13 protein-coding genes are annotated in these 15,200 nt (G+C 71.9%); 6 read left to right on the top strand and 7 right to left on the bottom strand.

The genetic code is table 11. The annotated features are described in order from the left end of the window. Positions 1-23: 23 nt before the first annotated feature. Complete coding sequence (locus BIU95_RS04455) at positions 24-1,655, bottom strand: ABC-F family ATP-binding cassette domain-containing protein (RefSeq protein WP_071250614.1); 1,632 nt, start codon at positions 1,653-1,655, stop codon at positions 24-26. Between the two features lie 274 nt (positions 1,656-1,929). Here BIU95_RS04455 and BIU95_RS04450 point away from each other — a divergent pair, with 274 nt between their 5' ends. After that, a complete protein-coding gene (locus tag BIU95_RS04450; RefSeq protein WP_071250612.1) occupies positions 1,930-2,355 on the top strand; it encodes a DUF3151 domain-containing protein in 426 nt (141 codons plus the stop codon). Between the two features lie 94 nt (positions 2,356-2,449). Here the strand turns inward: BIU95_RS04450 and BIU95_RS04445 are convergent, their stop codons facing one another. The 4 genes from BIU95_RS04445 to BIU95_RS04430 are packed head-to-tail and all read right to left on the bottom strand — an operon-like array spanning position 2,450 to position 8,917. After that, complete coding sequence (locus tag BIU95_RS04445) at positions 2,450-5,485, bottom strand: glycoside hydrolase family 2 TIM barrel-domain containing protein (RefSeq protein ID WP_071250610.1); 3,036 nt, start codon at positions 5,483-5,485, stop codon at positions 2,450-2,452. After that, entirely contained in the window at positions 5,482-6,450 is a 969-nt protein-coding gene (locus tag BIU95_RS04440; RefSeq protein ID WP_042538649.1) for a carbohydrate ABC transporter permease, read from the bottom strand. Before BIU95_RS04440 ends, BIU95_RS04445 begins: the two co-directional genes overlap by 4 nt. Continuing rightward, positions 6,447-7,562, bottom strand: coding sequence for a carbohydrate ABC transporter permease (locus BIU95_RS04435; protein WP_071250608.1), 1,116 nt, complete (start codon positions 7,560-7,562; stop codon positions 6,447-6,449). The genes BIU95_RS04440 and BIU95_RS04435 overlap by 4 nt, the downstream gene beginning before the upstream one ends. Further along, positions 7,559-8,917, bottom strand: coding sequence for an extracellular solute-binding protein (locus BIU95_RS04430; RefSeq protein WP_031259368.1), 1,359 nt, complete (start codon positions 8,915-8,917; stop codon positions 7,559-7,561). Before BIU95_RS04430 ends, BIU95_RS04435 begins: the two co-directional genes overlap by 4 nt. Before the next feature lie 208 nt (positions 8,918-9,125). Between BIU95_RS04430 and BIU95_RS04425 the strand changes: the two genes are divergently transcribed. From BIU95_RS04425 to BIU95_RS04415, 3 genes are all read left to right on the top strand, one after another. Then, the gene (locus BIU95_RS04425) at positions 9,126-9,467 is read left to right on the top strand and encodes a hypothetical protein (protein ID WP_017886403.1); all 342 of its coding nucleotides are present in this window, start codon (positions 9,126-9,128) and stop codon (positions 9,465-9,467) included. Beyond that, entirely contained in the window at positions 9,448-10,614 is a 1,167-nt protein-coding gene (locus BIU95_RS04420) for a Vms1/Ankzf1 family peptidyl-tRNA hydrolase (RefSeq protein WP_017886402.1), read from the top strand. Before BIU95_RS04425 ends, BIU95_RS04420 begins: the two co-directional genes overlap by 20 nt. Before the next feature lie 111 nt (positions 10,615-10,725). Next, on the top strand, positions 10,726-11,568 hold the full coding sequence (locus BIU95_RS04415; RefSeq protein ID WP_071250602.1) for a formate/nitrite transporter family protein: 843 nt from the start codon (positions 10,726-10,728) through the stop codon (positions 11,566-11,568). A gap of 57 nt (positions 11,569-11,625) precedes the next feature. On the opposite strand, the gene BIU95_RS04410 is transcribed toward BIU95_RS04415, so the two are convergent. Continuing rightward, a complete protein-coding gene (locus BIU95_RS04410) occupies positions 11,626-12,834 on the bottom strand; it encodes an MFS transporter (protein WP_071250600.1) in 1,209 nt (402 codons plus the stop codon). A gap of 95 nt (positions 12,835-12,929) precedes the next feature. Here BIU95_RS04410 and BIU95_RS04405 point away from each other — a divergent pair, with 95 nt between their 5' ends. Beyond that, positions 12,930-13,631 (top strand): GntR family transcriptional regulator, encoded by a 702-nt coding sequence (locus tag BIU95_RS04405; RefSeq protein ID WP_254783262.1) that lies wholly within the window; start codon positions 12,930-12,932, stop codon positions 13,629-13,631. A gap of 66 nt (positions 13,632-13,697) precedes the next feature. Here the strand turns inward: BIU95_RS04405 and BIU95_RS18550 are convergent, their stop codons facing one another. Then, on the bottom strand, positions 13,698-13,847 hold the full coding sequence (locus tag BIU95_RS18550) for a hypothetical protein (RefSeq protein ID WP_017886398.1): 150 nt from the start codon (positions 13,845-13,847) through the stop codon (positions 13,698-13,700). Positions 13,848-14,029: 182 nt separating this feature from the next. On the opposite strand from BIU95_RS18550, the gene BIU95_RS04400 reads away from it, so the two are divergent. Beyond that, the gene (locus BIU95_RS04400) at positions 14,030-15,175 is read left to right on the top strand and encodes a LacI family DNA-binding transcriptional regulator (RefSeq protein WP_083389241.1); all 1,146 of its coding nucleotides are present in this window, start codon (positions 14,030-14,032) and stop codon (positions 15,173-15,175) included. Positions 15,176-15,200 lie beyond the last annotated feature (25 nt).

The following is a 15,200-nucleotide window of genomic DNA, read 5'->3' as shown; positions in this document are numbered from 1 at the left end:
ACGGCGACGGCGCCGACGACCGGCTACCGCAGCTCGATCCGTTCGTCGAGCTCAAGCCGTTCGAGGAACGTCTCGTCGTGGCTCACCACGACGAGTGCTCCCCGGTAGGCCCGCAGCGCGTCCACGAGCTGGTCGACACTCGTCAGGTCGAGGTCGTTCGTGGGCTCGTCGAGCACGAGCAGCTGCGGTGGCGGGTCGGCGAGCACCAGGGCAGCCAGCGCAACCCGGAACCGTTCCCCGCCGGACAGGTCCCCGGCCGGACGGTCGACGGTGTCGCCGCGCACCAGGAACTTCGCCAGCCGGTTCCGGACCTCGGCGACGGGCACGTGCGGGGCGTCCCGGCGCACGTTGTCGAGCACCGTGGCGGTGTCGTCCAGGCTGTCCTTCCGCTGCGGCAGGTACGCGATCCGGTCGACGTGGGCGACGGCCGTGGTCGCGGGCAGCGGGTGCTCCCGGGCCGCGGGGTCGCCGACGAGATGCTCGAGCAGCGTGGACTTGCCGACGCCGTTGTCCCCGGTGACGGCGATCCGTTCCGGCCCCTGCACGATGACGTCCCGTCCGCGGACGGTCACGGTGGCGATCCGACGCGATGCCGGCACGTCCGGGTCGGGCAGGGTGACGTGGATCGACTCGTCGTCGCGCAGACGGAGTTCGGCCTCACGCTTGGACGCAAGTGCGGCAGCTTCGTCGTCCGCGTACCCGACGCGCAGACGACCGGCGGTCTCCTGCGCCTTCTTCCGCTGCTCGTTCGCCAGGATCTTCGGCATCGAGCGGCCCGCCTTCTCGCCCGCCTTGGCACGACGGGCGATCTTCGTCTCCGCCTCGATGCGCTGCCGCTTCTCGGTACGGTGCCGCTGCTCGGCGACCCGGACCTCGCGCTCGACGGCCGCCTGCTGCACGGCGAGGTGCTCCTCGAACGCGCTGAAGGTCCCGCCGAACACGGTCATCGACCCGGCGCGGAGCTCCACGGTCTCGTCGACGTGTTCCAGGAGTTCCCGGTCGTGGCTGACGAGCACGAGCGTTCCGCGCCAGTCGTCGACCAGGTCGAGGAGCAGCCCGCGGGCCCGACGGTCCAGGTTGTTCGTGGGCTCGTCCAGGAACACGATCGGTCGCGCGCGCAACCGCACCCCGGCGACGGCGACGAGCACGGACTGCCCGCCGGACAGCGTCGACACCGGCCGGTCGAGGTCGGTGCCGTCGAGCCCGACCCGGTCGAGCACCGCGGCGGCCCGTTCCTCCAGGTCCCAGTCGTCGCCGACTGCCTCGAGTTGTGCGGCGGTGGCGTCGCCGGCCAGGACGGCCCGGAGCGCGGTGAGTGTGGGCCGGATGCCGAGCAGGTCGGCGACGGTGTCGTCCGCGCTGGCGTGGGCCCACGCCGCCGGTTCCTGATCGACGCGCCAGCGGCGATCAGGCCGTGCCGGTGGGGAGAGTCGTTGCGGCAGGTGGTCGACGGGACCCGACGTCGCGATGCTGCCCGACGTGGGGTGGAGCCGGCCGGTCGCGAGCCGGACCAGCGTGGACTTGCCGGCCCCGTTCCTCCCGACCAGGCCGGTCCGGCCACGTCCGAAGGCGGCGGTGAGGTGGTCGAGCGCGACGGTGCCGTCGGGCCAGGCGAAGGTGACGTCGTGCAGGACGACGGACGGACTGGTGGGCATGGAGGTGTCTCCCGGTGTCGATGCTGGGCGCACGACACCGAGGCCACCGCGGTGCGGTGGAGCGCCCGACGGGGCGCGCGATCACGGTGTCAGCGCGTGGGCTGAGCGGTACCGGTGATCGACAGCAATCCGTCTGCTTCCGTCGGGGGACCCCCGTGTCCGCCATCCGTTCCGCCGGTCGGTCTCCCGCCCCGGCGGCCCCGCGATGACGACGAGGTGACCTCCACGGTAATCCCGTGACACGGGCGCCCGCAAGGGATGACAGGCTGGGGGCATGCCGGAGAACCTGTTGCCGACCCCGTCGTCGAACCCCGAGACCCTGCTGCCCGCTGAGCCGGAGGTGACCGCCGCGATCGAGGCGGACGCCCCCGTCGCCAGCGTGGTCGTGTCCCACCCGTCGTCGAGCCTGGCGTGGGCGCTGCTCGCCGACGAGGCGTGGGCGCGCGGCGCGACCCTGGAGTCCTACGCGTACGCCCGTGTCGGGTACCACCGTGGGCTCGATGCCCTGCGCAAGGCCGGCTGGCGCGGTGTCGGCCCGGTGCCGTGGTCGCACGGCCCCAACCGTGGCGTGCTGCGGGCGTTGTTCGCCCTGCGCCGTGCGGCCGAGGCGATCGAGGAGCCCGGCGAGGCTGAGCGCCTGACCGACTTCCTGAACGCGAGCGACCCCGAGGCCCTGCGCGCCCTGTCCGCCGGCGCGTAGGGCCCACACGCAAAACACCGGTGTTCACACTGCACGCCGCGGGATGCGGGTGTGCAACGTGCGAACACCGGTGTTTTGCGAGAGCCGACCCCGCCTAGCCCAGCAGCACGCTCCAACTGAACGCCTGCGGCCAGAGCTGGTGCTCCGGCAGCACGTCGAGTCCGCACGCCCGGCTGCCGAGCCCGTGCTGCGCGGCGTCGAGGTACAGGTACAGGTGGTCCGACGTCGGCAGCTCGTACGGGTGCTCGGCGCGGTCGATCTGCTGCGCGGTCCACGGCGACAGGGTGAACCCCGCACGGTGCGACCCCGCCGTCGTCACGGTGAACGGCCCGACGGACAACGAACGCAGGCCAGGCCGGTGCCCGGTCTCCTGCGGCCGCGAGTACTCCACCCCGAGCGAGCGCACCGGCGCGGTGAACCGGCCGACACGGGCAGCGTGCGAGGAATCGGCGTACGACTCGAGCGGTCCGGTCCCGAACCAGGTTGCGTCCCCGTCCGCCAGCGATGCCGGCAGGTCGAATCGCACCCCGATCCGCGGCCACGTGACGTCCCACGCGCCGAACGGCACGGCGTCGGTCTGCAGCACGAGCCCGTCGGACGTCAGGGTCCAGCGGTGCGTGACCTCGAGGCCCCACCCGCTGTTCGCCGCCGCGACGCGCACGCGTTGTTCCAGGCCGGAGTCGGTGCGCGACACCGACACCAGCCGGTGCGTCAGCCGGTCCAGCCCGCGATCGCGCCAGCGCGTTGCCGACGGGGGAGCCGTCGGGTCGCCGACACCGTGCGTGAGCACCGGGTCCGCGGTCTCGTAGCCGCCCTGTGACGCCAGGCTGTCGTTGTCGGTCGGTGCGCGCCAGAGTTCCAGGCGGGGCCCGGCCACCTCGTGGCCCTTCCAGGACACCAGGTCACCGCGCGCGTTGAACGTGCCGTCGCCCAGGTGGTCGCCGTCCCACCCCTGCCTGGAGGCCCGTGGTGCGTCCGCCGCGCGCGCCGCGACGAGCCGCTGGGTGCGTGCGACGACGTGGCCGGTGTCCGCCCACGCGGTCGGCCCCGCCAGTTCCACGGTCAGGTCGAACCAGAGCTCGTCGCCGGGTGCGAGTTCGGACGTGGCCGCGTCGAGCACCTCCGCGGGCACCGGGACCGTCGCCGACTCACGTGCGGCGACGATGCCCGTGGACAGGCGCCCCGAGGCCTCGACGACGCCGTTCCGCGACAGGGTCCAGCAGAGCCGGAGCCCGGCGGTCGAGGCCGAGTGGTACCGGTTCTCGACCAGCACCGTGGTGTCCGAGACCGCCAGGCGGATCGGGGCCACGACGGCCGCGAACTCGGCGAGCCCCGGGGTCGGGGTGTCGTCGGGCAGCACCAGGCCGTCCATCACGAAGTTGCCGTCGTGCACGACCTCGCCGAAGTCGCCGCCGTACGCGTAGTAGTCCTCGCCGGTGGGTGTCTTCGCGAGCAGGCCGTGGTCCCGCCACTCCCACACGAACCCGCCGTGCAGCCGCGGGTACCGGTCGACCAGGGCTTCGTACTCGGCGATCTGCCCGGGGCCGTTGCCCATGGCGTGCACGTACTCGCAGTGGATGAAGGGCTTCGACTTCTGGCGCGCCGCCTCGGCCGGGCCGCAGCCGAGCAGGGGCGTCGGGGTGCCGCCGCCGATGGACTCGGTCTCCTGCAGCGTCGGGTACATCCGCGAGTAGACGTCGGTGTACTCGCCCGTGTAGTCGCCCTCGTAGTGCACGGGGCGCTCGGCGTCGCGGTCGTGCACCCACTGCGACATCGCCGCGAGGTTCCGGCCGGTGCCGGACTCGTTGCCGAGCGACCACATCACGATCGACGCGTGGTTCTTGTCGCGCTCGACGGTGCGGGCGATGCGGTCGAGGTAGGCCTCGGCCCACGCCGGGTCGTCGGAGGGGTTGCCGACCCAGTCGGTGAACAGGAACCCGTGGGTCTCCAGGTCGCACTCCAGGACCACCCAGAACCCGAGCTCGTCGGCCAGGTCGAGCACGCGGGGGTGCGGCGGGTAGTGCGAGGTGCGGATGGCGTTGACGTTGTGCCGCTTCATCAGCGCCATGTCGGCGCGGGCGTGCTCCTCGTCGAACACCCGGCCGCGCACGGGGTGGGTCTCGTGCCGGTTCACGCCGTGGAACACCACGCGCTCACCGTTCACCAGGAACCGGTCGCCGACGATCGACACGGTGCGGAACCCGAGCCGGAGCGAGACGGTCTCGCCACCGGCGGCCCCGCCGGCGTCGGTGCCCGTGGACAGCGTCGCGTCGTACAGCTTCGGCAGCTCAGCGCTCCACGGCTCGACGCCCTCGACCTCGATCGGCGCGACGTCGTCGGCCGTGGCCCAGGTCACGTCGAGGCCCAGGTCGGGCACCGCGAACCGCACCGGGAACACCGCGTCGAGCGTCGGGAACGTGATCGTGCCGGTCCCCGTCTCCGGGCGCCCCGACGCCGCGGTGCCCGCCGATGCAGCCGTGCCGAGCGTCGCCTGCCAGCCGGCGCGGACGAACACGTCGTCGATCGCCGCCGTGGGGCGGGCGAGCAGCGTGACGTCGCGGAAGATGCCGGGTAGCCACCACTGGTCCTGGTCCTCCAGGTAGGACGCCGCCGACCACTGGTGCACCCGGACCGCGAGCTCGTTCGCTCCCGGCCGCACCAGGTCGGTGACGTCGAACTCGGTCGCCAGGCGCGAGCCCGTCGACCAGCCCACGAGCGTCCCGTTCAGCCACACCCGGAAGTGCGACTCGACCCCGTCGAACCGCAGCAGCACCCGGCCGGCGGCGTCGAACGACGACGGCAGCTCGAACGTGCGGCGGTGGTCCCCGGTCGGGTTCTCCTCCGGCGGGTGCGGCGGGTCGATCGGGAACGGGTACTGCAGGTTCGTGTAGCTCGGCGCACCGTGGCCGTGCAGTACCCAGTGCGACGGCACCGGGAGCTCGCCCCAGGCCGGGTCGTCGTCCTCCCCACCCTCGGTCGCGAAGTCCTCGGAGACCGAGGCGACGGGCGACCACCGGAACCGCCAGTCCCCGTTCAGCGACAGGGACGGGGCGTCGGTGTGCAGCCAGGCACGGGGTGCCAGCCGCGAGTCGGAGCCGGGTGCGGTGGACGAGAGTGCGGAGTGGGTCAACCCTTGACCGATCCTTCCGTGAGGCCTCCACGCCAGAAGCGCTGGAGGACGATGATGGCGATGACGAGCGGGATGACCGAGACGAGCACCCCGCCGGTGGTGAGCTGGTAGAACTCCGGCAGGCGGTCGACCTGCGAGCGCCAGTTGTTCAGACCCAGTGTTATCGGGTACAGCTTCTGGTCTGCCAGCATGATGAGCGGCAGGAAGAAGTTGTTCCAGATCCCGACCACCTGGAACAGGAACACGGTGACGAGCGCGGGGGTCATCTGCCGGAGCACCACGGTGTGGAAGATCCGCAGTTCACCGGCGCCGTCGATGCGTGCCTGTTCGAGCAGGGTCGTGTCCACCGACGCCGCGGCGTACACCCGGCACAGGAACAGGCCGAACGGCGACACCAGGCTCGGGATGAGCACGCTCCAGTACGTGTCGGTCAACCCCATGGTCGAGAACAGCAGGAACAGCGGCAGCGCCGTCGCGGTCCCCGGCACGAGCACGCCGCCGAGGATCGTGCCGAACACGAACTGGCGCCCCCGGAAGTCGTACTTCGCCAGCGCGTACCCGCCGGCCGCGGCGAAGTAGGTCGCCAGGACCGCACCGACGCCGGAGTACAGGATGCTGTTCGCGATCCACCGGACGAAGATGCCGCCGTCGTAGGTGAACACCTGCTGCAGGTTGCTCCAGAGCGCGAACTCGCCGCCGAACCAGAACCCGTTCGTCGAGAACAGCGCGCCCGTGGTCTTCGTCGCCGCGATGACGACCCAGTACAGCGGGACGATGAAGTACAGCGCGACGACGACGAGGATCCCCGTGACGACGATCTGCGAGCGTGGGGACCGGTCGAGCTTGCGGCGCGCGCTGGAGCTCTGGGAGACGCGCCAGCGGCTCCGCGACGCCAGCGCCGAAGGAGCCTGCGACTGAGGGACATCCGGTAGGGACACCTTCGAGGTCGATTCCGTGGATGTCATCGGTCAGTCCCTTCGGTGGTCGCGACGCGACCGGCCTGGAGGCCCGGGTCGGCTTGGGTGGTGACCGTGCTGCCCGCCGCAGCGCGCGTCTGGAGCGCGGTGCGGGCCTCCCGGCCGTCGCGCCGTGCGCGCTTGCGTCGGTCGCGTTCGTCCTTGGGTGGACGGTTCGTCAGCGCGAGGAACGTGAACGACAGGATGAACGCGGCCAGGGCGATGATGACCGCCTGCGCACTCGCGACGCCGTACTCGTTGAACGCGAACGCGTTCGTGTACGCGGCGTAGTTCGGCGTGTACTCGGTGTCGATCGCCGGGGCGACCGTCGACAGGATCTGCGGCTCCGCGAAGAGCTGCAGCGTGCCGATGATCGAGAACACCGTCGTGAGCACCAGGGCCGGGGCGATGAGCGGGATCTGGATCCGCCACGCGACCTGGAACGCGTTGGCGCCGTCCACCTTCGCGGCTTCGTAGACCTCGCCGGGGATGGACTTCAGCTGCGCCACGATGATGAGCATGTTGTAGCCGGTGTACGTCCACGTGACGATGTTCGCGATCGACCACAGCACGCTGTTGGCGCCGAGGAAGTCCGGCTGCAGCCCCATCGACTGCAGCAGCGACACGATCGGCGACAGACCGGGCACGTACAGGAACGACCACAGGATCGTGGCGATGACCCCGGGGACGCCGTAGGGCATGAAGTAGATCGCCCGGAAGAAGCCCGGCCAGCGGGCGCTCGCCGACTCGAGCAGCAACGCGAGGATCGTGCAGGCGATGATCATCACCGGGACCTGGACGATGCCGAAGAGCAGCATGCGCCCGATCGATGCGACGAACCCGCTGTCCTGCAGGGCGATCACGTAGTTGTCGAACCCCGCGAACCGGCCGACCACACCGTCCTCGCCGAACAGGCCCTCGCGGTCGACGGTGGTGAACGACTGGAACAGGGCACTGATGATCGGGATGACGAACGTCAGCAGGAACAGGGCCAGGAACGGGGCGAGCAGGATCCACGGGGCACGCTTCTGCGCGCTCGTGGCCTTCGTGCTCGTGCGGAACGCGGGGGTACTGCCGGCCGGTCGACCGGTGGTCCGTGGGGTGGTGGTCTGCTGGGTCATCGTGCCGTCCTGACGCTGAGGCCCTTGTCCTTGAAGGACTGGACGATCTCCCGCTGGGCGAGCTCCACGGCGTCACTGAGCTTCAGGCCCGAGGTGATCTTGCGGCGGAACTGGTTCTGCAGGCTGGTGAAGGCCGACTGAGTCACCGGGGACCAGGACCAGTCGATGTTCTGCTCCTTCGAGGCCGGCACGAAGACGTCCTCGTTGTAGTTCTGGCCGGAGAACCACTTCGACGGCTTCTCGCGCTGCGCCCCGATGTAGTCGACCGCGGGCGACCAACCGATGCCGCAGTACTTGATCATCGCGTCGATGCCCTCCTTCGAGGTGGTCATCCACGTGATGAACTCGAGCGCTTCCCGCGGGTGCTTCGCGTTCGCCAGCACCGCGGCCGTCGAACCGCCGATGGCGCTCGAGCCGAAGCCGTCGGCGCCCCACTTCTGCATCGGGGCGACCTTCCACTTGCCCTCGCCGCCCTGCACCGACTCGATGAGCGCGTCACCCCAGCTCGCACTGGTGACCGCGGCGATCTTGCCGCTCGCGGCGGCCGCGTACCACCCGGGGGAGTACGCGCCGGCGCTCGTGTCGACGAGCTTGTCGTCGATCACGCCGTCGAAGAAGTCGGCGACCATCAGGGTCTTGTCGTCGGTCATGTCGACGACCCACTCGTCGCCGTCGACCTTGAACCAGCGCGCACCGGCCTGCTGTGCGTACGCGGCGAAGGGTGAGGCGTCGGCGACCGGGAACACCTCGAGGTAGTTCTGCTTGCCGGTGCTCCGGACCTTGTCGGCCAGGTCACGCCACTCGTCCCACGTCGTCGGGGGTTCGCCGCCGGCCTGCTCGAGCAGCGCGGTCTGGTAGTAGAAGCCCATCGGGCCGGTGTCCTGGGGGATGCCGTAGATGCCGTCGACGAACGACACCTGCGCCCACGCGGCCTCGTCGTACTTCGACTGGAAGTCCTTCGCGCCGTACCGGGCCAGGTCGACCAGGCCGTTGGCGAGCATGAACTCGGGGATCTGCCGCAGCTCGACCTGCCCGATGTCCGGGCCACCGCCGGCCGCGAGCGCGGAGTACATCTTCTGGTACCCGCCGCTGTTGCCGCCGGGGATCCAGTTCGCCGACACCTGGATCTTCGGATGTGTCTTGTTCCAGACGTCGCAGACCTTCTGCAGGTCCTTGAGCCAGGCCCAGTAGGTGAGCTGGACGGTCTCACCCGAGGCCGCGGCGGGCACGAGGGCCGCCTTGTTGACGTTGGTCGAGCCCGGGACCGCACAGCCGGCGAGGAGCCCCGCCGCCGCCGTACCGAGGCCGAAGCCCAACAGGTGTCGTCTCGTGATCGGTCGTTGTGGTGGCGCCATTGCCGCACTCCGTTCGTCGTTGATCGGGGTTGCCCACACCCAACCACAGAACCGAATGCCGTTGTGGTTTCGTGACCGTACCGACACTGCGCGTTCCCGGCGCACCTTGGAACGGCCCCAGGCCCGGGCGCGGACCGTGGGGTCACAGAGCAGACACCGACGCCCCGGACGGCGAAGGCCGCCGGCGGCACGACCGGGAGGAGAAGCGATGACCGAACGCGGGAACACCACCCATCGCCCCGAACTCGACGAGCAGCTCGCGCACGAGGCGCAGAGCATCGTCCAGGGGCACGGCAGCAACGCCCACGTCGAGGAGTTCCGGCAGTCCGAGCCGGTCCCCGACGACACCGACGGCCCGGAGACCGTCGCCGCGTCGGGCTACGACGGCGAGCTCGAGGGCGAGCTGCAGGACGACACCACCGACGTGCTCCCCGAGGACGACGCCGACCGGGCCGACCCGCTGCCCACCGGCGAGGGCGACGGAGCCGACGCGACCGTGTACCGCACCGAGACCAGGGAGGGCAGCACCGATGGCTCTGACGCAGAATGACGCGCCGCACCTGCAGTCCGGGATCGCCGAACGCCTGAAGCGCGGGGGCACCTGGACGTGGGCCTACGTCGACGCGTCCGGTGACCGTGAGGACCCGCAGCACCTCGCAGCCCTGCAGCGCCGGAAGGCCGAGGACGTCCTGCGGTCGGCCGGGGCGGACGCCGAGGTCATCGACACGGTGATGGCCGAACTCGAGGAGACGCCCGGGGTGCCCGCGCCGGTCAGCCGGTACGTGCTCGTGCACGACGGTGAACTCGTGCTCAGCGAGGTCCTGCCCGGGGCGATGCACGCCCCGACGTCGATCGGCCACGACCCCGTGCCCGACCTGCTGCCGCTCCTGGCGCACCGGCCGCTCGACCTGCCGTTCCTGATCGTCGAGGTCGGTCGCGAGGGCGGTGGCCACCGCGCCTACCGTCTCGGCCACGCCGACGTGCCGGACCGGCGCGACGAGCAGCGCGTGCAGGGCCGCACCGACACGCTCCACAAGTTCCAGGGCGGCGGCTGGTCGCACCTGCGGTGGCAGCACCACACCGAGGAGATCTGGCGCGACAACCAGAACGAGGTCGCCACGTCCGTCGACGAGGCCTTCCGGCGGCTGCAGCCGAAGCTCATCGTCGTGGCGGGGGACATCCGCGCACGGGGGCTCCTGCTCGACCAGTTGTCCACCGAGGCTCGAGCCGTCGTGTCCGAGGTCCCGGTCGACCCCCGGGCGTCGGACGCGGCGGAGACCGCGCTCGTCGAGCACGTCGACATCGCGCTCGCCCGGGTCATCGCGACCCGCCGGCACGACTTCGAGGACCTGCTCCGCACCCACGTCGGCCGCGGGGACAACCAGACGGTCACCGGCCTCGGATCTGTCGTCGAGGCGCTGCAGCAGGCGCAGGCCTCGGTCGTCGCGATCGACGCCGCCGCGATCGGCGACCGCACCCTGCTCGCGCTGGGATCGGCGCCGTGGATCGCCACGGCACCCGAGCAGGCGGCGGGTGCGCCGGCCATCGGTCCGGTGCCGGCCGTGTGCGCGATCGTCCGGGCGGTCGCCCTCACCGACGCGGAGCTGCTGCTCGTGAACGCCGCGTCGCTGCCGAACGGTGCGCCAGCCGCGGCGTTGCTGCGGTGGCCGGTGGGACCGGCGGTGCCGGCCGCCTGAGCGGTGACCGGACGACGGACGGGAGGCCCGGTGCCAGCTGGTACCGGGCCTCCCGTCCGTCTCGGCGCGATCCTGCGGGCCGCCACGACGGCCGCGTATAGCGTCCCCGCCATGACCGACGACCGCCGACGTGAGCTCGGCACCAGCGACGCACCCGTGGAGGACGAACTCGCGGAGTCCTTCGACGCGACCATCGAGGAGGGCGCGGAGCGGCTGCAACGGACGGCCCGGGCCGTCCTCGTCACGGGGTTCTTCGGTGGCCTCGAGGTCGGTCTCGGGGTGATGGCGTACCTCGCCGTGCTCACCGAGACCGACAGCCACCTGCTCGCCGGGCTGGCCTTCGGCATCGGCTTCATCGCGCTGCACCTGGCGCACAGCGAGCTCTTCACCGAGAACTTCCTGATGCCGGTCGCGGCCGTGGTCGCCCGCGAGGGGACCGTGCTGCAGCTCGTGCGACTGTGGGGCGGCACCCTCGTGGCGAACCTCGCCGGTGGATGGGTGTTCATGTGGCTCGTCGTCCAGGCGTTCCCGCAGTGGCACGCCACGCTGTCGGAGTCGGCGCACCACTACGTCGACGCGCCGTTCGGGCTGCAGAGCATCGTGCTGGCGGTCCTGGGCGGCAGCACCATCACCCTGATGACGCGGATGCAGCAGGGCACCGACTCGGACCCCGCGAAGCTCGTCGCCGCCGTGGCCGGAGGCTTCCTGCTCGCCGGGCTGCAGCTCTTCCACTCGATCCTCGACTCGCTGCTCGTCTTCGGTGCGATCCAGTCGGGCGCGGACATCACCTACGGGCAGTGGCTCGGCTGGTTCGGGTACACGCTGCTGTTCAACGTCCTCGGTGGGCTGGTGCTCGTGACGGCGCTGCGTCTGCTCCGGACGAAGGAGCTCATGCAGGACCGCCGCCGGGAATCCCCGGACGACCCCGAGCGTGCGGACCACGAACAGGGCTGACGAGCGCGAGGGGCGGAGCGGACGGAGGGGGTCGATCGCGTTGCGTCGCGCGGACGGTCAGTCGTGGGAGCGGTCTCGGCGGGGCACCAGCGGGACGGCCAGCAGCGGGAGCACCGCCACGATGCCGAACGACGCCGCGAAGCCGAGCGCGCCGACCAGGGCGCCGATGCCCGGACCGACGGCGCTCGCCGCGATGAACTGCCCGGTGTTCTGCGCCCCGAGCGCCCGCCCCGACCAGAACGGCCCCGCCGCCTCGGCGACGGACGTGTACGCCAGCCCGTTGTCGGCGACCGTCACGCTCGTCGCGAGCACCAGGAACACCGCCGCCCCGGCCAGGTGCGTGGCGTCGACGACCGCGAGCACCGCCATCACCACCGCCGCGCTCACCGCGACGATCCGCAGGGGGCCGACGCGCGACCCGGCCCGGTCGCTCCAGCCACCGACCAGGATCCGGCCGATCGCCCCGACGAACTGCGCGGCACCGACCAGCAGGCCGGCCGCCGGTGTCGACCACCCGAGGCCCACGAGCCAGACGAGCCCGTACGTCGACAGGGTGAACTGCGGCACCACGAGCAGGACCGACACCGCGTGCACCCGCCACAGGAACCCGCTCGAGCGGTAGGGGTTGGCGGTCGCCGTGGCCACCGCGGCACGGGTCGGACGGGGCGGGTCCGAGATCCCGATCGCGCAGCACACCGCGAGCACGGCGCACAGCACGATCGGCAGGACCAGGGCCGCACGGATCCCCGAGCCCTCGGCCAGCTGCGGCACCGTCACCGCGGCGAGCGTCACCCCGAGCGGCTGCGACATCTGCCGGATGCCCATCGCGAGCCCGCGGCGCTCCTTCGGGAACCACCCCACCACGACCCGGCCGCTCGCGGCGTTCGTCGAGGCACTCGTCATGCCGCCGGCCAGGAACGCCAGCCCGAGCAGCACCGGGTCGCCCGCGGCCAGCCAGGCGCCGACGACGGTCAGTGTGGTGAGCACGAGCCCACCGGCGATGACGATGCGCTCGCCGAACCGGTCGGTGATCGCACCCCACGCGATGAGTGTGAGGACCATGCCGAACGTCGGAGCGGCGGCGAGCAGCCCGGCGGCCGGCAGGGACGTCCCGCGGCTGAGCAGGTGCGGGATGAGGAGCGCCGGCGCGGACACCACGAGCGTCCCCGCCGCCTGGGCCGCGACCCCGAGGGCGAGCATCGTCCAGGCGCGGGCGGAGACCGGTGGCGTCGTGGTGCATCGCTGCGGGGCGTCGGTCGTGGGCATGCGTCTCGGCCGTTCGTCGTCGTTCCAGCACGGAACGAATTGGTATACCACAACGGTATACCATTCCGGCCGCTCCGCCGCTAGGCTTGTCCGCCGTGACCGACCCGACCGACGACGCACCCGTGTCGCAGACGGCCCAGCTCTACGACAACCTGCGCGCAGCCATCCTGACCCTCGACATCGCACCGGGGGAGCGCATCTCGGAGCGTGGGCTCGAAGCACGGTTCCACGCCTCGCGCACGCCCGTCCGCGCCGCACTGTCGCGGCTCGAGCGTGAGGGGCTCATCCTGCACGAGGGCCGTTCGTGGACGGTCACCCCGATCGACCTCGACGAGATCGCCTCGCTCGCCGAACTCCGCGGCATCCTCGAACCCGCCGCCGCACGGCTCGCCGTCGAGCGCGCCACCGCCGAGCAGCTCGCCGAGGTCCGCGGGCACCTCGACGCCCTCCGTCCCACCCCCGACCAGCAGGCCGGCATCCGGATGGGGTCGACGTTCCACCTGGACCTCGCCGCGCTCGGCGGCAACCGGTTCGTCACCGATGCGATCGCCGATGCCCTGACCCGACTCGAGCGCACGCGCTGGATCGAGGTCCGCACGCCCGAGGCGCGCGACGCCGCATGGGACGAGCACAGCGCCATCATCGACGCCGTGCGCGACGGCGACGCCGACCGTGCAGCGGAGCTCGTGGCCGCCCACGTCGCCGGCACCAACGACCGACTGCTGAGCTGGATCGCGCAGGAGCGCCGACGCCTGCGCGGGGCGGGCATGACGATCGTGGGCGCGACCGAGCGCTGACGCGAGCGGCGCGTGGGCGGTGCGCCGGGCCTCCTGGCCGTGGCGGGGGAGACCCGGCGTGCGCCGCTAGGGGCGGTCCGCCGACTCCGGCGACGCGTCGGCGTCGTCGAACGTGCGGATCGAATCCGTGCGTTCGAGCAGCGCGTCGCGCACCTCGGCCTCGTCGTGGCTCGCGCGGAGTGCGAGCTTGCTCCCGGAACGTGTCGACTGTGACATGTCGTGTCCTTCCCCTGCGTGTGGGCAACCTGGTCGGTGCGGGCCCGCGGCCCGCCGGTGCGCTTCCTCACGGGACGTACTGAGGTCGCAACAGTGTCGCGCGACACCCGCTGTCCCGCAAGCGTTTCCGGCGCCGTGTGGAGAACTCCCGGTACGGGGCATGCCTAGGATGGTCCGGCCGCATGGTCGAGGCGCGGCACCAGCGGACGTCGGACGGGAGGCACGGGTTGGCCGACCAGCGCACCGCACCTCCCACGGTCTACGACGTCGCCTCTGCAGCCGGCGTCTCCATCGCCACCGTCTCGCGCGTGCTCCGCACGCCCGACGCCGTCCGCGAGGGCACCCGGGACCGCGTGCAGGCAGCGATCCGGAGCCTCGGGTACGTCCCGTCCGGCAACGCCCGGGCCCTCGCCGGCAAACGCACCGGCGTCGTCGGACTGCTGCTGCCCGGCTTCGACGTGGTGCCCGACGAGCGGCCGGACCTGGTCACCGACGGTGGCGTCCGCGTGGTCGACGACCGACGCCACGTGACCCAGCCGTTCTCGTCCAACCTGTACTTCGACGAGGTCCTGCGCGGCGCCGAGACCGAGGCCTGGCAGCGTGGTCTCGCGCTCATGGTCGCCGCCGGCCGGGGGTCGTCGCGCGACGTCATCGTGAACGACGTCGCCGGCCGGGTCGACGGGCTCGCCGTGCTGGCGCAGACGGTGCCCGACGACCTGCTCGAGCACGTCGCCCGACGCATCCCGGTGGTGGTGCTCGCCGACGACCGGCGCTCGCACGGGTTCGACTCGGTGAGCGTGGACAACGCCGCGGGCATGCGGACCCTGGCGTCGCACGTGATCGGGCGTCTGGGGATCCGGTCCCTCGCGTACGTCGCGGGCCCGATCGACTCGCCCGACGACATGGAGCGCTCGGCGGGGTTCCGGGCAGCGCTGGCCGACCACGGGGTGCCGGCCTCGGCGGTGCGCACCGTGCACGGTGACTTCGGCAGGGCCCGGGCGCGGGAGCTCGCGGTGTCGCTGCTGGCCGACGACGTCCCGCGCGCCGTCGTCTGCTCGAACGACCAGTCCGCGCTCGGGGTGCTCGACGCCGCCGCTGCCCGCGGGCTCCGCGTGCCGGAGGACCTCGTCGTGACGGGGTTCGACGGCATCGACGCCGGTCGGTTCTCGTCGCCGCGCCTGACCACGGTGCACCAGCCGATGGGGGCGCTCGGTCGTGCTGCGGTCCTGGCGATCGTCGACCGGCTGGAGCGCCGCGAGGGGCCGCCGCGCGCCGTGCGCCTGCCCGTCGAGGTGCTGCTGCGCGAGAGCTGCCCGCCCGCGCTGTAGCGTGCGTGCCGTCGCGAGGTCGCAA

Origin of the sequence: Curtobacterium sp. MCBA15_007 (genome assembly GCF_001864905.1) — a bacterium.
Taxonomy (GTDB): Bacteria; Actinomycetota; Actinomycetes; order Actinomycetales; family Microbacteriaceae; genus Curtobacterium; species Curtobacterium poinsettiae.
Note: the sequence above shows the minus strand (reverse complement) of the source record. Positions and strands in the feature narration are given on the sequence as shown.